The sequence below is a fragment of the Pseudomonas sp. BRG-100 genome, assembly GCF_000737955.1.
Lineage (GTDB): Bacteria > Pseudomonadota > Gammaproteobacteria > Pseudomonadales > Pseudomonadaceae > Aquipseudomonas > Aquipseudomonas synxantha_A.
The window spans coordinates 4,496,526-4,516,242 of sequence record NZ_JPRX01000001.1 but is presented as its reverse complement, the minus strand read 5'-3'; the positions used below and the strand labels follow the sequence as shown (position 1 = coordinate 4,516,242).

The following is a 19,717-nucleotide window of genomic DNA, read 5'->3' as shown; positions in this document are numbered from 1 at the left end:
GGGGTTGCCCCCTCCCACATTTGTCTTGCATTGTCAGGAATATCTAACGTGGTTCGATGTGCGCAATCATCAGCTGCACAGTCTCATTGCCACGAAACTCATTCACATCCAGCTTGTAGGCCAATTCCACCCAGCGCACAGTAGGGTTCGGCCATACCTCGCGGTCAACGCCAAAAGCGATACCATCAAGCCTCACTGACCCGCATTCGCTCTTGAGCACCACCTTCAGGTGCCGCTCCCCCACTACCCGCTGCTCCACCAACTGGAACACACCGTGAAACAACGGCTCCGGAAAGTGCTGCCCCCATGGGCCGGCATGGCGCAGGGCGCGGGCCAGCTCCAGGTGGAACTCTTCCACGGCCAAGGTGCCGTCGGAGAGCAGGCGGCCGGTGAGGTCCTCTTCACGCAGCTGCCGACGCACTTCGGCATCGAAGGCTTGCGCAAACAGTGGGAAGTTCGCTTCGGGCAAGGTCAGCCCCGCCGCCATGGCGTGGCCGCCGTATTTGGTGATCAGGTTGGGATGCTGGCTTGCAACAACCGCCAGCGCATCGCGGATATGAAAGCCTTGCACCGAACGCCCAGAACCCTTGAGCAGGCCGTCGCCCGCGTCAGCAAAGGCAATGGTCGGGCGGAAGTAACGTTCTTTCATGCGCGACGCGAGGATGCCGATCACCCCCTGGTGCCACTCCGGGTCGAACAGGCACAAACCGTACGGCATCGACTCCACCGGCAAGTCCTTGAGCTGGGCCAGGGCCTCGCGCTGCATGCCTTGTTCAATGGATTTACGGTCCTGGTTCATGCCGTCCAGTTGCGCAGCCATTTCCCGTGCGGCGCCAGCGTCGGTGGTGAGCAGGCATTCGATGCCCAGGCTCATGTCATCCAGGCGCCCGGCCGCGTTCAGCCGCGGGCCGAGGATAAACCCCAGATCGGTGGAGGTGATGCGAGCGTGGTCGCGCTTGGCCACTTCCAGGATCGCCTTGATGCCTGGCCGCGCCCGACCGGCACGAATGCGCTCCAGGCCTTGATGAACGAGGATGCGATTGTTGGCGTCCAGCGGCACCACGTCGGCGACGCTGCCCAACGCCACCAGATCAAGCAGTTCACCGATGTTCGGCTGGGGTTTGTTGTCATACCAACCCAGGCTGCGTAACCGCGCGCGCAGGGCCATCAACACGTAGAAGATCACGCCGACACCGGCCAGGGCCTTGCTGGGAAACGTGCAGCCCGGCTGGTTCGGATTGACGATGGCGTCGGCGGCCGGCAGTTCATCGCCGGGCAAGTGGTGGTCGGTGACCAGCACCTTCAGCCCCGCCGCTTTCGCCGCCGCCACGCCTTCGACGCTGGAGATGCCGTTGTCCACGGTAATCAGCAACTGGGGCTCGCGCTGCAACGCCACCGCGACGATTTCCGGCGTCAGGCCGTAGCCGTACTCGAAACGGTTGGGCACCAGGTAATCGACATGGGCCGCCCCAAGCAAGCGCAGGCCCAGGGTACCTACGGTGCTCGCCGTGGCGCCATCGGCGTCGAAGTCACCAACGATCAGGATGCGTTGGCGCTGCTCCAGGGCGGTCACCAGCAAGTCCACCGCCGCGTCGATCCCTTTGAGCTGCTGGTAGGGAATCAACCGCGCCAGGCTCTTGTCCAGCTCAGCTTCCGATTGCACCCCGCGCGCGGCATAGAGACGGGTCAACAGCGGCGGCAATTCACCGAGAAAAGGCAGGACGGGGGGCAATGGGCGGGGATCGATACGCATGGGGTGACGGGCGCTTCTCTTCTAATACATCGGTTAAACACAGATATTGAACGCAACAAAGATCAAGTGTGGGAGCTGGCTTGCCTGCGATGGCATCCACTCGGTGTGTCTGATGTACCGAGTGGTATGCATCGCAGGCAAGCCAGCTCCCAACTTTTCAACCGCGCTCGCCAACCAGCCATTGCAGTTGCACTTCATGCTGGCCACGGTCGTCGGTCACGAAGATCGTACCTTCGCTGATCATCACATCCCACTTGATCACCCGCGGCATGTCCTTGGCCAGGGTCTCCAACACTTCCTGAGGCACGGCAGCGATGTGCACGTTCTTCAGGTTATTGGCCACCGGCACTACCTTGCCTTCCCACACACGCAGGCTGCCATAGGCCAGCAGGCTGGTGCGCTCGGTGCGGCGCGAGCACCAGGTCAGGCGATCGGCATCCGGCTGGCCGACTTCGATCCAGTGCAGGACCCGATCATCCAGGCTTTTTTCCCACAGGGCTGGTTCGTCTACATCCGACAGGCCACGCCCGAACGCCAGTTGCTCGTTGTACCAGAGGGCGTAGGCCAGCAGGCGCACGGTCATGCGCTCTTCGGTTTCCGAAGGGTGGCGGGCAATGGTCTGTTTGACACTCTCGTACACCGAACGGTCGAGGTCGGTGAGGTTGAGTTCGAACTTGTAGGTCGTGGACGGCTGGGCCATGAACGGGCTTCTAAAGACAAGGAAAGGCGGCCAGTCTAACCGATGGCGAGGTCATTCAACGAATACTGCGCTGCATCCGGGCGGCTCGCCTATGTTAAAAAGCAGGACACCATCGTCCCGCGCTTGTAAGGATCCCCATGTCGCTCAACGCCAAACCACTTGCCGGCCTGAAAGTCATCGAACTGGGCACCCTGATCGCCGGCCCGTTTGCCTCACGCATTTGCGCTGAATTCGGTGCCGAGGTGATCAAGGTCGAATCCCCGGACGGCGGCGACCCGCTGCGCAAATGGCGCAAGCTGTATGAAGGCACCTCGCTGTGGTGGTTCGTACAGGCCCGTAACAAGCAGTCGCTGACCCTCAACCTCAAGCACCCCGACGGCCTGGCAATCCTCAAAAAACTATTGGCCGACGCCGACATCCTGATCGAGAACTTCCGCCCCGGCGTGCTGGAAAAACTCGGCCTGAGCTGGGAAACCCTGCACGCTCTGAACCCCAAGCTGGTGATGGTGCGCCTCTCGGGCTTCGGCCAGACCGGGCCGATGAAGGATCAGCCAGGGTTTGGTGCCGTGGGTGAATCCATGGGCGGCTTGCGCTATATCACCGGCTTCGAAGACCGCCCGCCGGTGCGCACCGGGATCTCCATCGGCGACTCGATTGCCGCGCTGTGGGCGGTGATCGGCGCGCTGATGGCGCTGCGTCATCGCGAGGTCAACGGCGGCTTGGGCCAAGTGGTGGATGTGGCGCTGTACCAAGCCATCTTCGCCATGATGGAAAGCATGATTCCCGAGTTCGATGTGTTCGGATTTATTCGCGAGCGTACCGGTAACATCATGCCCGGCATTACACCGTCTTCGATCCACACCAGCGCCGACGGCAAGCATGTGCAGATCGGCGCCAATGGCGATGCAATCTTCAAGCGCTTTATGGCGAGCATCGGCCGTGACGACTTGGCGAACGACCCGCAATTGGCCAGCAACGATGGGCGTGACAGCCGCCGCGACGAGCTGTATGGCGTGATCGACCGCTGGGTCAACTCGCTGCCGCTGGAGCAGGTGATTGAGCAACTGAACAAGGCTGAAGTACCCGCCAGCCGTATCTACAGCGCCGAAGACATGCTGGGCGACCCGCAATTTCTGGCCCGAGAGATGTTCCTCAAGGCTCAGCTCCCGGACGGCAAGCACTTCAAGATGCCAGGCATCGTGCCCAAGCTTTCGGATACACCGGGCAGTTGTGAATGGGTGGGCCCGCAACTGGGTGAACACAACAATGTGCTGCTCAATGCCCTGGGCTACGACGCGGCAGCTATTGCACGTCTGCGTGAAAATGGCGCGATCTGAGAATCGCGGGCAAAAAGAAACCCCGAGCAGTGGGGAGACAACTCGGGGTTAAACGTGGCCTTAAAAAGGCACGCACAGCAAGCGACAAACACCGGAGCACAATGATTGCTCTTGCTGTTACGGACTCTGACTGACCGCCGCGTAGGAAGGTTCCGAAGAAAAATAATGTTTCATGCGAGTGCGCCGCCACGGGTTTGGGCAGCATTGCGCAAGGCAGCAATGACCGAGGGTTCCAGGCGCCCTTCGGCGATTTTCACGTCGCGAAGCAGGCAATCCGCGACATCCACCAGCGCACGCTTGTCGGACAATTGCGCGCGATCGACGTCGCGCTCGACCACAATCGCGCCGCCGGGATTCTTTACGGTTACCAGGCAGTCTTCCCGCACACCAGAAGTGGTCAGCGTAACCTGATAAGGGCTCAGTGCTTCACTGAGCAATAGGTGGATACTTTCCATCTCGATCACCACTCAATCATTCGAAAAAGGTTCGAAAAACAAAAATGTCACGAAGAGGCTGACATTCAAGTGACCCGTGCTCAAAGCAGAAAGTTCTACCTTTTGTGTAATCCACTGCTTGAGGAAAACGAGCATGCACGGAAAAGATGACAGAGAAAAAACACAGGCTCACACGCTAGAATCCCTGGATTACCTGGGAGCCTGCCTTGAGAGCTGCGTCTGAAACACCTTTGCGCGTCGTCATTGCCGACGATCATCCGATTTTCCTGATTGGCCTGCGCGCCGTGCTTGAGCGTGACCCGCACATCAGCATCGTCGGGGAGGCCAACTCGCCGCAGGCCCTCAATGCGTTGCTGCAAGACTGTGCCTGCGATGTGCTGGTGACCGACTTTATGATGCCTGCCGAGCCCCATGCCGACGGGTTGCGCCTGATCGACCAACTGCGCCGACACTACCCGGACCTGCCGATTGTGGTGGTCACCATGCTCAACAATGCCGGTTTGTTTCATTCGATTCTGGCATTGGGCGTGATGGGCCTTTTGAGCAAGGCCAGCCTGGCCGATGAACTGCCGCAGGCGATTCGTCAGGTCCGCCAGCAACGCACCTACGTGGCCCAGACCATTCGCCAGGCGCTGAGCCTGGCCGGAGAAGTCGGTGCCGATCGCCTGCACTCCCAGGAACAGTTGTCACCCCGGGAGCTGGAGGTGATTCGCCTGTTGGCCACTGGCATGACGGTGGGCCAGATCGCCGCGCATCTGCATCGCAGCAAGCAGACCGTAAGTGCGCAAAAAGTCAGCGCCATGCGCAAACTGGGGCTGACCAATGATGCCGCCCTGTTTATTTATGTGCAGGAACACGGGCTGGCCTAGCCTGGAACGCAATCCACTGCTTGAGCGCCTCGGCCTCCATCGGCCGGGCAATGAAGCAGCCTTGCAGCCACGCCGCCCCCAGCTCACCCACAGCGTGGTAGTCGGCAGCACTTTCAACCCCGGTGACGACCACGGCGATATCCAGGCGCGCGGCCATGCTCATGGCCCCCGCCACCACCGCCGCCTTGCGATCGTCATCGGCCATTCCGCAGGCAAACGCCGGGGGGATTTTCAGTTCGGTGAAAGGCAACTCCAGCAAATGTTGCAAGCTGGTGCCACCCATGCCGAAATCCCCGATGGACAACTGGCAACCCAGCATCCGCAGGCGCAGCAAGCCAGTGAGGTGGGCACTGTCGGTTTTCAGCGTTGAGGTTTCCACCAGCTCCAGGGTGAGGCTATGGGCGGGTATGCCGTGAAGTTGCAGCAGCCCCTGCAATATTTGTGGGAAGTGTGTGCGCTCAAGCATACGTCCGGGAATGTTCACCGCCACCGGCAGCACCTGGCCGGTCTCGCCCATGACCTGGTTGGCCAGGCCAAGTGCCTGTTCCAGCACATGCCAGGTAAAGGCCTCTTCCATGCCGGCAAACTCCAACACCGGCAGGAACTCTTCGGGCAGCAGCAATTGAGCGTGCGGCAACTGCCAACGCGCCAGCGCCTCCACCCCTTGCAACACCCCGGCCTGGCTGACGATGGGTTGGTACCAGACCCTGCCGCAGGCCGCGATGGTGGCCTGGCTGACATCCGCCGACGGTGGCAGTTGTTCCCGCGCGCTCAACCCCAGCAACTGGCGCACACGCTCCCAGGACAGCACCGCTGGCCCCGGGCGCAAGTGCCGCTGACAATCGGCCAACACCTGCCCGATCAGCGTTGCCGAGGCCGGCTTGGGCAAGCACGCCAGCACGTTGAGGCCCAATTGCCGGGCCATGTTCGCCACGCCTTCGAGCACATCGGGCTCAGCATTGCTGAGCAGAACCAGCACTTGAGCCAAACGGCGCTCGGCGAGTTCGCGGATCAACTCCAGCCCATCGCCCTGCTCCAGATACAGATCGCAGATGGCGACATCCACCGGGCCTTTGCTGTCCAGGGACTGGCGAGCCGTTTCGACATCTTCAGCAGTCAATACATTGAACACGCCATTGGCATTGAGCATCTGGTGCAGTGCCATCAGCTGAAACGGGTTGTCTTCGAGGATCAGGACATTGAGAGAGCGCATGGGTCATGGAGTCGGTACTGGGAAAAGTCCTTCACAGTAGCCATAAGACGCGAAGCGTCCCATAGGACGTGTCCGAAATACTGTCGAGCGGAGCGCACAACTTGGTTGACGCCACCGCTAACCACGATGCGAAGCAAGCCGATCTTGATCTTGACCTGCTTTTGATCTCAGGCGCCCCGTCAAACCACGCTGGCCGGAATTCGACAGAGATTTGGGGGGTAAACCGGCAGGGATGCCGGTTTAGCCGCCCCGCGCCATGGATGGCGCGTGGCGGCGGCCCCCCAAATCCATGGCGAATTACGGGCACACCGAGCCGGGCAAGCCACCTCCCACATTTGGGACCAATACCATCAGTTAGATACTCATCTGCTGCCAAGCCGTCACGGGAGCAAATCTCCTCCCACATTGCATCGCGTCAGCTATCAGTCCAGATAAGGCTGCAGATCGCGACGAAACACCTTCAACACCTCAGACAACCTCAACCACGGCTCCTCAAGCTCAGCCCCACGCTGCTCCCGCGCGCATTGCTCAAGCACCACACAAGCCTTGGCCAACGGCAGCGCATCCACCAGCGAACAAATACCCTTGAGCCGATGCAGCGCCGCATTCAAGCGCGCCACATCACGCTCGGCCAATGCGCTGGCCAATACCTCATGCTCGTGGTCCAGGCTTTTTGCCAGTTCTTGCAACATGCTATGCAGCACAGGCCCGTCAGCCTGGGTCATGGTACGCAGGGCCTGGATATCAAACGAACGCTGCGGCGCCACCCGCGCCAGCACGCGCGTCCAATCCTCCAGAGTCACCGGTTTGACCAGCAGCTCATCCATACCCGCGTCCTCGCAGCGTCTTTGTTCATCTTTCATCGCGTTCGCCGTGCAACCGATCAACGCACAACGGGGCCGTTGTTCTTCGGTTTCGATACGCCGGACCGCCTCGCTCAAGGCATAGCCGGACATACCCGGCATCTGGCAATCGGTCACCAGCACGTCGAAACGCTGCTCACGCCAACGCTGCAACGCGGCCTCGGCCGAATCCAGAGCAATCACCTGATGCCCCAGGAACTGCAACTGCTGCGCCAGCACCAAGCGGTTGGCCGCCAAATCATCCACCACCAGCACCGACAGGTTACGCCCCGCTGGGGGCAACGCTGGCGCTGGCGTGGCCGGCACATCGTCGGTGCTGACCCGATCAAGGCGCAGGTCGATGCACACCTCGGTGCCCTCACCCACCACGCTTGCCAAGTGAATGCGACCGCCCATCAACTCCACCAATTGCTTGCAGATACTCAGGCCCAGCCCGGTGCCGCCATGTTCCGCCGCGGTCAATGCGCTCACTTGGGTAAACGGCTTGAACAACCTTGGCTGCTGTTCGGCGCTGATCCCCGGGCCGCTGTCTTCGACGCACAGGTGCAGGTATTCGGTATCAGACTCATCCCGCTGGCAGGTGACGCTGAGCCGCACCCCGCCCTGCTCGGTAAACTTCAGCGCATTACCCAGCAGGTTGTGCATCACTTGGCGTAAACGCAGCGGATCGAACCAGTAATAGCCCTTGGCCGCAGGATCAAACGCCAGGGTCAAATGCAGGCCCTTTTTTTGCGCCGTGGCTTCGAACAGACGCTGAATGCCTTCGAAAAAACCCTTCAACTCGGTGGTTTGCGGAACCAGTTGCAGGTGACCGGCCTCGATCTTGGCCAGGTCCAGGCTGTCGCCCATCAGCGCGATCAGCTCGCGCGCCGAACGATGGGCCACCTGTAATGCTTCAGAGACGGGCTGGCCGCTTGCCAGGCAGCGTTCCTTCTCCAGCTCGAGCAAACCGATGATGGCGGTCATGGGTGTGCGAATTTCATGACTTAGCGCAGAAAGAAATGCACTTTTGGCGTAGTTCGCTTCGTCGGCAGCCTGGCGGGCATCCATCAGTTGGTGCTCCAGGTCTTTGCGTTCGTTGATATCGATCCAGCCGCCCAGCAGCCCCTGCAAGCGGCCCTGGGCATCGAAGAACGGCACGGTCCACTGATAAACGTGAAAGCTGCCGCCGTTGAACTCCAGTTCGCGATCGACAAACAACGACTGTTGCGTGGCCAGTTGTTCCATATGGCCGGCGTGCAGGCGCGCCGCTGTGGCCTCGGGCATTACCCCACTTTCCAGCAGCGTCAGCCCCTGAATCAGCTCAAGCCGGGTCGCCAGTTGCTGTTCATAGCTTTTGTTGCAGGTCACCAGCCGCCCGGCCAGGTCGCGCACAAACAGCGGGTTGGGCATGCCGTCGAGTAACGCACGTTTGAACGCCAATTGGTCATTGAGCCGCTGCTCGGCCTCCAGCCGCTGGCGAATCTGACGCTTGAGCCGGCTGTTCCACACCAGCGATACCAGCACAAACAGCAGCGCCGTGGCCACCATCCAATACGCCCAGGGCGGCACCCGTTGCCAGGCCGGCAGGGGGATCGCCACAGCGCCGATCCAGCGCAGGCGCAGTGCGCTCAACTCGGCCACCGGCAAGGCTTCCAGGGCCTTGTTCAGGATACTCAGCAGCTCAGGCTGGTCCTTGCGTACCGACAAGCAATTGGATGACCACTTGCCGTCGACACTGCGGCCAATACGCAAGCCTTCCTGGGAGTAACTCTGGACCTCCACCTCAGTCTGCAACGTGGCAGCGGCCTCGCCCCGTTGCACCAGTTCGCGGGCCTGGGCGTAATTGTCCACCAGGCGCAGCTTGATCTGCGGGTGCATCTGGCGGATGTAACTCTCCAGCACATGGCGCGCCGGCAGCGCCAGGACCTTGCCTTCCAACTGCTTCAACCCAGTCAGCGGCGTGGCATCGGCGCGTTCGACGAACACCCAGCCGGAGCCGCCAAAGCCATGACTGAAGTCGAGCAGCGCCCTGCGCTCCTGATTCGACGCCAGGGTGGTGTTCATCTGCGCCCTGCCGGTTTCCAGCCATTCCAGGGTTTGCGCGGTGGAGTGCACCTCTTCGAAGACAAACTGCAAACCGGTCATGCGCGAAATGCGGTGCAGCAGGTCGACATTCAAACCCACCCAGTGACCGTCCTTGTCTTTGAATATGTAAGGTGACATCTGCTGCGCCACCACCACGACATGGGGATGCTGCAACAGCCAGGTGCGCTCCGAGGCCGACAATTCAACGCGCTCACCCCTGAAGCCGACACCGAGCCCTGTGGTCCAGCGGCCCAGGATCTCCCGCTGCACCGACTCGTCAATGCTCGCCAAGGCGCGGTTCATCATCGCCCCCAGCAATGGGTCGGCCTGGCGGGTGGCGAAAGCAAAGCCGATGGGCGCCAACCGGCTTTGTTCCTTGATCTGCAACCCCAGGTAAGGCCGCAGCGATTTGTAGGCCCGCACAATCACTTCATTGCCGATAAACGCATCGGCATCACCTTGCTTGAGCGCCTCCAGGCCGCTGTAGAGGTTGGGCGCGAGCATGATGTGGCTATCGGGGTAGGCCGCCTGCACGTTATGCACATTGGCGTAGCCATCGAGCAATACGACTTTCTTGCCCGCCAGGTCGTCCTCTTGAAGCTCATCGCGACGCAGCACCACCACTGACCGATCGGGCATGTAGTCCTGGGTGAACTGCAAGCCGGGCACATCGCGCTCATAGCCGTTGGCGCTGGTCAGGATATCGATGGCTCCACTGCGCAGCGCCTCGACCGCCTGGGCCCGCTCGGCAAAGCCCAGCACCTGCATCGGCACCTGCAAGCGCGCGCCGACCAGGCTCAGGTAATCGGCACTGATACCCTGGTAGCGGTTGCGGTCGCGGGTGATATCGATCGGCTGATAGTCATCAATGGAAATACCCACCTTCAACGTCCGATGCGTCGCCAGCCACTGCTGCTCTGCGGGCGCCAGGGGCAAAGGCTCAAGCGGGATAAACGCCGGCACCAGCTTGAAAGGCAGGCTGACGGCCGCCAGGCTTACCGGTAGTTGGGTAAGCCACAGCATGCACATCAGCCGCACTGTCCATTGAATCAAAACCTGCACCGATTTGGCTTCCTTGATTGGGCGAAGGAACAAGTATGGCTCGCCAAAATAAAAAAGCCCGTCACGAGGACGGGCTTGGCCGACTGCAAAAAAGCTAACTGCCGGATGTAATCTGATCAACCGCGGGCATCAGAGCGGCTTGCCACGATTGCCATGCTGGCTGACAAACGCCTGCACCGCCTTCAGGTCGTTAGCCAGCACGGTGCAGCGCTCTTCACGCTCGAACAGGTCGGCCAGGTGCTCCGGCAATTCCAGTGCCTTGCCAACACCGGCCTTCTCCACCGCTTCGGGGAATTTGACCGGGTGCGCGGTACCCAGGATCACCATCGGAATATCCAGGCTACGGCGGCATTCGCGCGCAGCCTTCACGCCGATAGCTGTGTGGGGGTCGAGCACTTCGCCGGTCTGGGCATAGACCTCGGCAATGGTTTCGCACGTCTGCGCATCATCCACGGCCAGGGAGTCGAACAGCTTGCGGGTTTCGGTCCAGCGCTCTTGCTCGACGCTGAAACCGCCACCCTGCTTGAAGCTGCTCATCAACTCGGCCAGCGCCGCGCCATTGCGACCGTGCATGTCGAACAGCAAGCGTTCGAAGTTAGACGACACCATGATGTCCATGGATGGCGACAGTGTGGCGTGCAGGGTTTCCTTGACGTACTGGTTGCCGCTCATGAAGCGGTGCAGGATGTCATTGCGGTTGGTAGCAACGATCAACTGATTGATCGGCAGGCCCATGTTGCGTGCCAGATAACCGGCGAAGATGTCGCCGAAGTTGCCGGTCGGCACCGAGAACGACACCGAACGCGCCGGGCCGCCCAGCTGCAGGGAGGCGTGGAAGTAGTAGACGATCTGGGCCATGATCCGCGCCCAGTTGATCGAGTTCACCGCCACCAGGCGTGTGCCCTTGAGGAAGCTCTGGTCAGCGAAGCTGTTCTTGACCATTTCCTGGCAGTCATCGAAGTTGCCTTCGATGGCGATGTTGTGGATGTTCTCACCGAAGATGGTGGTCATCTGGCGACGTTGCACCTCCGACACGCGCTTGTGCGGGTGCAGGATGAAGATGTCGACGTTTTCGCAGTGCTTGCACCCTTCGATGGCAGCCGAACCGGTGTCACCGGAGGTGGCGCCGATGATCACCACGCGCTCGCCGCGCTTTTCCAGCACGTAGTCCAGCAGGCGCCCCAGCAGTTGCAGGGCGAAGTCCTTGAACGCCAGGGTCGGGCCGTGGAACAGCTCCAGCACCCACTCGTTGCCGTTCAGCTGGCGCAAAGGCGCGATGGCGCTGTGGGCAAACACGCCGTACGTCTCTTCCAGGATCTTCTTGAAGTCCGCATCCGGAATGCTGCCGGTGACGAACGGGCGCATTACCCGGAACGCCAGCTCGTAGTACGGCAGGCCGGCCCAGGAAGCGATTTCTTCCTGGGTGAAGCGTGGCAGGTTTTCCGGCACGTACAGGCCGCCGTCGGTGGCAAGGCCTGCCAGCAGGACGTCTTCGAAATTCAGGGCCGGTGCCTGGCCGCGGGTGCTGATGTAACGCATGAGTGGCTCCTCTAAAACATTCTCGAACAGAGGCCGCCGAAGGTGCGGGGCCCCTGGAACAAATCGGTTAGTTCAAGTGCTCGACGCGAATGCGCACCACCGGGCCGACCACACCTTGCAGGGCTTCGAGGGCGTGGATGGCATCGTTGATATGCTGCTCGAGCACGCGATGGGTCAGCAGGATCATCGGCACCTGGCCGTTTTGCTCCTCGACTTCCTTCTGCATGATCGATTCGATGTTGATACCGCGCTCCGACAGAATGCTGGCGACCTGGGCCAGCACGCCCGGATGGTCCTGGGCCTGGATGCGCAGGTAGTAGGCGCTTTCGCAGGCTTCGATCGGCAGGATCGGGTGGGCCGACAGCGAGTCCGGCTGGAAGGCCAGGTGCGGTACGCGGTTTTCCGGGTCGCTGGTCATAGCGCGGACCACATCCACCAGGTCGGCGATCACCGACGAGGCGGTCGGCTCCATGCCGGCGCCGGCGCCGTAGAACAGGGTGGAGCCGGCGGCGTCGCCGTTGACCATCACCGCATTCATCACGCCATTGACGTTGGCGATCAGGCGGTCGGCCGGGATCAGCGTCGGGTGCACACGCAACTCGATGCCTGCCGGGGTGCTGCGCGCCACGCCCAGGTGCTTGATGCGGTAGCCCAGGGCTTCGGCGTAGTTCACGTCGGCAGTGGTCAGCTTGGTGATGCCTTCGGTGTAGGCCTTGTCGAACTGCAGCGGGATACCAAAGGCAATGGAGGCCAGGATGGTCAGCTTGTGCGCTGCGTCGATGCCTTCCACGTCAAAGGTCGGGTCGGCCTCGGCGTAACCCAGGGCCTGGGCTTCGGCCAGTACGTCTTCGAAGGTACGGCCTTTCTCGCGCATTTCGGTGAGGATGAAGTTACCGGTGCCGTTGATGATGCCGGCCACCCAGTTGATGCGGTTGGCAGACAGGCCCTCACGGATCGCCTTGATCACCGGGATACCGCCGGCCACCGCGGCTTCGAACGCCACGATCACGCCCTTCTCGCGAGCCTTGGCGAAGATCTCGTTGCCGTGCACGGCGATCAGCGCCTTGTTGGCGGTGACCACGTGCTTGCCGTGCTCGATGGCCTTGAGCACCAGCTCGCGGGCCACGGTGTAGCCGCCTACCAGCTCGATGACGATATCGATCTCAGGGTTGGTGGCCACGGCGAATACATCGTTGGTAATCGCAATACCGGTCGTTTCGAACTGAGGCTTTGGCGAACGCGTGGCAATTTGCGCCACTTCAATCCCGCGACCTGCGCGGCGGGAAATTTCTTCAGCGTTACGCTGAAGTACGTTGAAGGTACCGCCACCGACGGTCCCTAACCCACAGATGCCTACTTTGACCGGTTTCACTGAAGAACTCCCCATGAAACGGCCGACGCTAGGTCGGCCGTGAAAACAGCCGCACAACTGCGGCTCTCAATTAATGACCCGTCGACAGTTCGGCGGGTCATGATCGTCAAAGGCTCGACGATTAATGCTTACTTGGCACCCAGTGCCAGTTTGGCAACTTGCGGCGCCGGCTGGTAGCCCGGAATCACCTGGCCGTCGGCCAAAACGATGGCCGGTGTACCGTTCACACCAATGGACTGGCCCAGGGCGAACTGCTTGGAAACCGGGTTGGCGCATTTGGCCGATTTGATTTCCTTGCCGTCGACCATCTTGTCCATGGCGGCCTTCTTGTCGGCCGAGCACCATACGGCTTGCAACTGCTCGTCACCCGGCGAACCCAGGCCCTGGCGCGGGAACGCGACGTAGCGCACTTCCACACCCAGCTTGTTCAGTGCCGGTATCTCGGCGTGCAGCTTGTGGCAGTACGGGCAGGTGGTGTCGGTGAACACGGTGATGTGGGTCTTGGTTTCGCCGATGGCGGGGTAAACCACGGTTTCAGCCACCGGGATGCCGTTGATCAGCTTGGAAACGCCCAGGCGCTCGGCTTTTTCGGTCAGGTTGACCGGCTTGCCGTCCTTGAGCTGGAACAGGTAGCCCTGCACGATGTACTGGCCATCGGCACTGGCGTACAGCACGCGGCTGCCTTTGAGCTTGACTTCATACAGGCCGGCCATGGGGCTGGCGCTGATGCTTTCGATCGGGGTGTCGAGCGCCAGGTTGGCCAGGCTCTTGCGAATGGTCTGCTCGGCCGCATCATCGGCGACAGCAAAGGTGGAAACCAACGCAATGGCTGCGGCGGCAATAATCTGGGTCAAGCGCATGGGAACTCCTGAAGGCAGAGGCAGGGACGGGAGCAGAATACTGATCTGGAACACAACGGGTGCCGTCCCCTTTGCGAACCGGCAAAGCCTACCACAGTTGGGCGGGAGGGCAGACCGCGACAAGTAAAATGGGCCATTTCTGACGTTTTTATCCGCGTGGGTGATGCTTGGCGTGCATATCCTGCAAACGTGCGCGTGCCACATGGGTGTAGATCTGGGTTGTGGATAAGTCGCTGTGCCCGAGCAGCATCTGTACCACACGCAAATCGGCACCATGGTTGAGCAAATGGGTGGCGAACGCATGGCGCAGTGTGTGAGGCGACAGGGCCTTGTCGATTCCAGCCACTTTGGCCTGGTGCTTGATGCGGTGCCAGAAGGTCTGGCGGGTCATCTGCTCGCCGCGCAGGCTGGGAAACAGCACATCACTGGGGCGCCCACCGAGCAATTCGTGGCGCGCATCGCGCATGTAGCGCTCGACCCACACAATCGCCTCCTCGCCCATGGGCACCAGCCGCTCCTTGCTGCCCTTGCCCATCACACGCAATACGCCCTGGCGCAGGTTGACCTGCTCCAGCGTCAGGCTGATCAGCTCGGTCACACGCAGGCCGCAGGCGTACAACACTTCCAGCATGGCGCGGTCGCGTTGGCCGATGGCTTCGCTGAGATCCGGCGCAGCCAGCAAAGCCTCCACGTCAGCTTCCGACAAAGACTTAGGAAGAGGCCTACCTAATTGCGGCATATCGACTTGTAGAGTTGGATCGGTCGCGATGAGCTTTTCCCGCAACAGGTAGCGATAAAAGCCACGCACGCCGGAAAGGAATCGTGCAGTAGAGCGTGGCTTATAGTTCTGCTCCAGGCGCCAGGCCAGGTGATCGAGGATCAGCTCGCGCCCGGCGTTGATCAGCTCAAGGTTTTTTTCCTGCAACCAGCCATTGAACAGGGCCAGATCACTGCGGTAGGCCTGGCGCGTGTTATCCGAGAGGCCTTTTTCCAGCCAGAGGGCGTCGAGGAAACGGTCGATCAAAGGGTGGTCGATGGCGGGCATGGGTACTCAAAGCGGCGCAGCATGGGGGCTGTGCGAATTATTTAGTGAACTGTGACAAGGGCCGCTAGTCTTTCATAGCCCGCTACTTCAAGGAACAGGAAGCTTCAATGAATGAACAACAGATTTTGCTGGCCTTTGGTGGTATTGGAGTAGCGGCGCTGGGCTGCCAATGGCTGGCCTGGCGGCTCAAGCTGCCGGCGATCCTGTTTCTGTTATTAACGGGTATTTTGGCGGGGCCGGTACTGGGCTGGCTCGACCCTCAGGAGATGTTCGGCCCCCTGCTGATGCCGTTGGTGTCCCTGGCCGTAGCGCTGATCCTGTTCGAAGGCAGCCTGACCCTGCACCTTTCGGAGTGGAAGGAAATCGGCAGCGTGGTGCATCGCCTGGTCACGGTTGGCGCCCTGTCGACCTGGGCAGTGATCACCCTGGCCACTCACTGGCTGTTGGGCTTTGACTGGATGCTCGCGCTGCTGTTCGGCACGCTGACCCTGGTGACCGGGCCAACCGTGATCGTGCCGATGCTACGCGTGGTGCGCCCCAAAGCCTCCATCGCCAATATCCTGCGCTGGGAAGGCATCGTCATCGACCCGATTGGCGCGCTGCTGGCGGTAGTGGTCTACAGCTTCATTATTGCCCGGGCTTCGGGCGACGGCTTGAGCCATAGCCTGCTGACCTTTGGCGGCGTCATCCTCTGCGGTAGCCTGTTCGGGATCGCCGGCGGCTGGGTACTGGGGCAGATCATGCGCCGGCAGTGGTTGCCGGAATACCTGCATAACCTCGCGACGCTGGCCGGTGTGCTGGGCATCTTTATCGCTGCCAACCAGGTGATGCATGAGTCCGGCCTGCTGGCGGTCACGCTGATGGGCATGTGGATGGCGAACATGAAGGGTGTGGATGTAAGACACATCCTGCACTTCAAGGAAAACCTCAGTGTGCTGCTGATTTCCGGGCTGTTCATCCTGCTGGCGGCGCGCCTGGACCTGAATGCCTTGATCGCCCTGGGGCCATTCGTGCTGATTCTGCTGGTGATCATCCAGTTTATTGCACGCCCACTGAACGTAGCGCTCTCAACCTTTGGCTCCGGACTGAACTGGCGCGAGCGTGCGCTGCTGGCCTGGATCGCACCACGGGGGATTGTGGCGGCGGCGGTGTCGGCGATCTTTGCGATTCGCCTGGATGAGGCAGGGCATGAAGGCGCGTTATTGCTGGTGCCGCTGACCTTCGCGGTGATCATCGGCACCGTGGTGCTGCAAAGCGCCACGGCACGCCCCTTGGCGCGCCTGCTGAAAGTCGCCGAGCCTGCGCCCAGCGGTTTCCTGATCGTCGGCGCGAACGGCCCGGCGCGGGCGCTCGGCAAGGCGTTGCAACAATTGGGCAGCCGCGTGTTGCTGACGGATTCCAGCTGGGAAAATATCCGCGCCAGTCGCATGGAGGGCCTGCCGACCTACTTCGGCAACCCCGCCTCCCAACATGCCGAGTCCCATCTGGATCTGGTCGGCCTGGGGCATTTGCTCGCGCTCTCCCCGTCCGGCGAGCTGAACGCCTTGGCGACCATGCGTTTTCGCCATGATTTCGGCCATCGCCTGTTCGCCCTGGCCAGCAGCCAGGAAAGCCGTCGCACCGACAAACACAAGGCCAGCCACGAACACCGCGGCCACCTGCTGGGCAGCCAACCCCTGAGCTATACCAAACTGGCCAGCCTGTTGGGCCAGGGCGCCGAACTGTATAGCACCAACCTCACCGACGGCTTTGGCTGGGAGCAGTACCAGGCGTTGCACGGGGAGCGCGCCACCTTGCTGTTTGCCCGGGACACCAGCGGCTGGGTGCATGTGGTCACGCCCGAGAGCAGCTTGAAGCCGGCGGCCGGCTGGACCCTGCTGGCGGTGATTCAGCCGGAGAACGGCAGCGCCACGTAATCAGTCGGCAAACCCAGGCAGTACCGGTACAGGGCGTTTGTCCGCGTCAATCGCGACAAAGCTGAACACGCCCTGGATCGCCTTTTCACGGCCATCAGCGCTCATGCTCTCGACAAACACTTCCACTTCAACCTTGAGGCTGGTGTTGCCGACTTTGATCACTCGGCCGATCAGCTCAACGATGGAGCCGGCCGGGATTGCGTGATTGAAGTCGATACGGTCGGTGGAGACCGTCACCAACGGCAAGCGACAGAAGCGCGTGGCGGCGATGAACGACACTTCGTCCATCCATGCCAAGGCGGTGCCGCCGAACAGGGTGTTGTGGTGGTTGGTGGTAGGCGGGAACACGGCCTTGGTCACGCGGGTGACGGACAGGTCGGTGCGGCGCTGGATTTCTTCGAGACGGGTGGTCATGGTCAATACCGGCAAATGGACAAATTTCAGACACAAAAAAGCAGCCCGTAGGCTGCTTTTTTCTGCATCGGGAAGCTGGACTTAAGCCAGTTTTTCCTTGATGCGAGCTGCTTTACCGGACAGGTCACGCAGGTAGTACAGCTTGGCTTTACGTACGTCACCGCGACGCTTGACGGCCATGCTGTCGATTTGCGGGCTGTAGGTCTGGAAAGTACGCTCTACGCCAACACCGTTGGAGATTTTACGAACAGTGAAAGCACTGTTCACACCACGGTTACGCTTGGCGATTACCACGCCTTCGAACGCTTGCAGACGCGAACGGTCGCCTTCCTTCACTTTCACCTGAACGACAATGGTGTCGCCCGGGGCAAAGGTAGGGATCTCTTTGGTCATCTGCTCTGCTTCGAGTGCAAGGATGATTTTGTTAGTCATGCTGTGCTCCTAAGGTAAGTCAATGGACCTACCATCGATACGTTGTTAACTATCGTCCCGCGCGAGGATGTATTCCTCGAGCAGCTTCTTCTCTTCTCCAGAAAGCGAGCGGCTTTCCAGAAGATCGGCGCGTCGTTCATAGGTCCGACCAAGGGACTGCTGTAAACGCCAACGCCGGATGTGTGCGTGATTGCCACTTAGCAATACGTCGGGAACACGCTGATCCGCATACACCTCCGGTCGGGTGTAGTGCGGGCAATCCAGCAAACCATCCGTGAAGGAATCCTCCTCCGCAGAGTCCACATGCCCTAAAGCTCCAGGCAGCAGTCGTGTAACCGCATCTATCAGGACCATTGCCGGCAGCTCGCCGCCAGACAATACATAGTCCCCAATCGACCACTCTTCATCGACATGAGCTTCAATAAAACGCTCGTCAATGCCTTCATAGCGACCGGCAATCAGGATCAAACTTTCCTCATTCGCCAGTTCGCGTACCGCCGCCTGTTTCAGCTGACGGCCTTGAGGGGACAGGTAAATTACCTTCGCCTTCTCCCCGGCGGCTGCCTTGGCCTGAACCAATGCATCTTCCAGGGGCTTGATCTTCATCACCATGCCCGGGCCACCGCCAAATGGGCGATCGTCCACAGTGTGATGTCGATCCGTCGTGTAGTCTCGCGGGTTCCAACAGGTGAGCTGCAACAGCCCCTGTTTCACCGCCCGACTGGTGATGCCGTACTCGCTGATGGCGGAAAACATCTCGGGAAACAAACTGATCACTTCAATGCGCAAATTAGCCACGCTTAGAAGTCCGCGTCCCATTCCACCTTCATCTCGCCCGCTGCCAGGTCGACGGCCAACACGCATTGCTCGGTATAGGGCAACAGGCGTTCGCGATCATCCAGGCTGCCAGCGCAAGGCTTGACCACCATTACATCATTGGCGCCGGTTTCCAGAAGATGATCGATTTTCCCCAGCAATTGCCCGAGTTGATCAATAACCTTCAGACCTTCCAGCTGGTACCAGTAGTACTCGCCGTCGGTCAATTCAGGGAACAGGTTGCGCGGCACGCAGATCTCGTAACCGGCCAGAAGACGAGCTTCTTCACGATCATCAAGACCCTTGAGCTTTGCGACCAGGAACTTGTCGCTCCCGCGTCCACTGACCAGCTCGACCTGTTTCACACTCCCTTCGCGCTTGAGCGTCCAGGTTTTGTACTGCAACAGGTTTTCAGTCGGATCAGTAAAGGAATACACCTTCACTTCGCCGCGAACGCCATGAACAGAGTAAATCTTGCCGATAACGATCAAATCATCAGCAACAGCTGGCGTCGCGTTCATATTGCTCAGGCTGCGGCCTTAGCCGAGTCCTTCAACAGTTTTGCAACGCGCTCGGATGGCTGTGCGCCAACGCTCAGCCAGTAGGCTACGCGCTCTTGGTTCACGGACAGACGAACTTCTTGACCACGAGCAACAGGGTTGAAGAAACCAACCTGTTCCTTGTGCGAACCGTCGCGCGGGTTGCGGCTGTCGGTTACGGTCAAGTGGTAAAACGGGCGCTTTTTGGAGCCGCCAAGGGCAAGACGGATTGTTAGCATGTGAACATCGTTCCTGTAGTCGGTGCTGCAAATCTAAATGCACAGCGGGCATAGGTGCCCGAAAGGCCGCATATTCTAAGGAATATCCGGACTTTTGCAAATGTCTTTTTCTGGCGCCTATCAGCGTGCCATTCAGATCTGCTATAGAGCCGTCGGTTAAAACGGCGAGTCAGCCCCCGCCAACGGCGGGTTTGCTGGAGATCCCACATCCCTGTGGGTCGGAGCA

At 60.5% G+C, this 19,717-nt stretch carries 17 protein-coding genes; 3 read left to right on the top strand and 14 right to left on the bottom strand.

What is annotated here, in order from left to right; translation table 11 throughout:
* Nucleotides 1-43: 43 nt before the first annotated feature.
* The gene (gene recJ, locus JH25_RS07330; protein ID WP_032879646.1) at nt 44-1,753 is read right to left on the bottom strand and encodes a single-stranded-DNA-specific exonuclease RecJ; all 1,710 of its coding nucleotides are present in this window, start codon (nt 1,751-1,753) and stop codon (nt 44-46) included.
* 157 nt (nt 1,754-1,910) lie between these two features.
* Entirely contained in the window at nt 1,911-2,453 is a 543-nt protein-coding gene (locus tag JH25_RS07335) for a YaeQ family protein (protein ID WP_003193952.1), read from the bottom strand.
* A gap of 137 nt (nt 2,454-2,590) precedes the next feature.
* Between JH25_RS07335 and JH25_RS07340 the strand changes: the two genes are divergently transcribed.
* On the top strand, nt 2,591-3,790 hold the full coding sequence (locus tag JH25_RS07340; protein ID WP_032879645.1) for a CaiB/BaiF CoA transferase family protein: 1,200 nt from the start codon (nt 2,591-2,593) through the stop codon (nt 3,788-3,790).
* Nucleotides 3,791-3,960: 170 nt separating this feature from the next.
* Here the strand turns inward: JH25_RS07340 and JH25_RS07345 are convergent, their stop codons facing one another.
* Nucleotides 3,961-4,245 carry a DUF3509 domain-containing protein gene (locus tag JH25_RS07345; RefSeq protein ID WP_032803962.1) on the bottom strand — a complete coding sequence of 95 codons (285 nt, stop codon included), beginning with the start codon at nt 4,243-4,245 and terminating at the stop codon, nt 3,961-3,963.
* Nucleotides 4,246-4,451: 206 nt separating this feature from the next.
* Here JH25_RS07345 and JH25_RS07350 point away from each other — a divergent pair, with 206 nt between their 5' ends.
* Nucleotides 4,452-5,114: a response regulator transcription factor gene (locus JH25_RS07350; RefSeq protein ID WP_032879643.1), complete on the top strand. Its 663-nt coding sequence runs from the start codon at nt 4,452-4,454 to the stop codon at nt 5,112-5,114.
* Here JH25_RS07350 and JH25_RS07355 read toward each other — a convergent pair.
* The 6 genes from JH25_RS07355 to xerD all read right to left on the bottom strand — a co-directional run bounded on the left by JH25_RS07355 (nt 5,083) and on the right by xerD (nt 15,135).
* Nucleotides 5,083-6,327, bottom strand: coding sequence for an EAL domain-containing response regulator (locus JH25_RS07355; protein WP_032879641.1), 1,245 nt, complete (start codon nt 6,325-6,327; stop codon nt 5,083-5,085). The genes JH25_RS07350 and JH25_RS07355 overlap by 32 nt on opposite strands.
* A 422-nt stretch (nt 6,328-6,749) precedes the next feature.
* Nucleotides 6,750-10,319 carry an ATP-binding protein gene (locus JH25_RS07360; RefSeq protein WP_032879639.1) on the bottom strand — a complete coding sequence of 1,190 codons (3,570 nt, stop codon included), beginning with the start codon at nt 10,317-10,319 and terminating at the stop codon, nt 6,750-6,752.
* 129 nt (nt 10,320-10,448) lie between these two features.
* On the bottom strand, nt 10,449-11,858 hold the full coding sequence (thrC, locus tag JH25_RS07365) for a threonine synthase (protein ID WP_032879637.1): 1,410 nt from the start codon (nt 11,856-11,858) through the stop codon (nt 10,449-10,451).
* A gap of 67 nt (nt 11,859-11,925) precedes the next feature.
* The gene (locus JH25_RS07370; protein WP_005791086.1) at nt 11,926-13,230 is read right to left on the bottom strand and encodes a homoserine dehydrogenase; all 1,305 of its coding nucleotides are present in this window, start codon (nt 13,228-13,230) and stop codon (nt 11,926-11,928) included.
* A gap of 128 nt (nt 13,231-13,358) precedes the next feature.
* Nucleotides 13,359-14,090: a thioredoxin fold domain-containing protein gene (locus tag JH25_RS07375; protein ID WP_005791088.1), complete on the bottom strand. Its 732-nt coding sequence runs from the start codon at nt 14,088-14,090 to the stop codon at nt 13,359-13,361.
* A 148-nt stretch (nt 14,091-14,238) separates the two neighbouring features.
* The gene (gene xerD / locus JH25_RS07380; RefSeq protein WP_032879636.1) at nt 14,239-15,135 is read right to left on the bottom strand and encodes a site-specific tyrosine recombinase XerD; all 897 of its coding nucleotides are present in this window, start codon (nt 15,133-15,135) and stop codon (nt 14,239-14,241) included.
* 107 nt (nt 15,136-15,242) lie between these two features.
* Between xerD and JH25_RS07385 the strand changes: the two genes are divergently transcribed.
* The gene (locus JH25_RS07385) at nt 15,243-17,051 is read left to right on the top strand and encodes a cation:proton antiporter (protein WP_032879635.1); all 1,809 of its coding nucleotides are present in this window, start codon (nt 15,243-15,245) and stop codon (nt 17,049-17,051) included.
* Here JH25_RS07385 and JH25_RS07390 read toward each other — a convergent pair whose 3' ends face one another.
* The 5 genes from JH25_RS07390 to rpsP all read right to left on the bottom strand — a co-directional run bounded on the left by JH25_RS07390 (nt 17,052) and on the right by rpsP (nt 19,491).
* Nucleotides 17,052-17,465 (bottom strand): acyl-CoA thioesterase, encoded by a 414-nt coding sequence (locus JH25_RS07390; protein WP_005791095.1) that lies wholly within the window; start codon nt 17,463-17,465, stop codon nt 17,052-17,054.
* An 81-nt stretch (nt 17,466-17,546) separates the two neighbouring features.
* Nucleotides 17,547-17,897: a 50S ribosomal protein L19 gene (gene rplS, locus JH25_RS07395; protein ID WP_003175895.1), complete on the bottom strand. Its 351-nt coding sequence runs from the start codon at nt 17,895-17,897 to the stop codon at nt 17,547-17,549.
* A 45-nt stretch (nt 17,898-17,942) separates the two neighbouring features.
* Entirely contained in the window at nt 17,943-18,716 is a 774-nt protein-coding gene (gene trmD / locus JH25_RS07400) for a tRNA (guanosine(37)-N1)-methyltransferase TrmD (RefSeq protein WP_173664496.1), read from the bottom strand.
* A complete protein-coding gene (gene rimM / locus JH25_RS07405; RefSeq protein ID WP_003175898.1) occupies nt 18,698-19,234 on the bottom strand; it encodes a ribosome maturation factor RimM in 537 nt (178 codons plus the stop codon). The genes trmD and rimM overlap by 19 nt, the downstream gene beginning before the upstream one ends.
* A 5-nt stretch (nt 19,235-19,239) precedes the next feature.
* On the bottom strand, nt 19,240-19,491 hold the full coding sequence (gene rpsP / locus JH25_RS07410; protein WP_003175899.1) for a 30S ribosomal protein S16: 252 nt from the start codon (nt 19,489-19,491) through the stop codon (nt 19,240-19,242).
* Between the last annotated feature and the right edge of the window lie 226 nt (nt 19,492-19,717).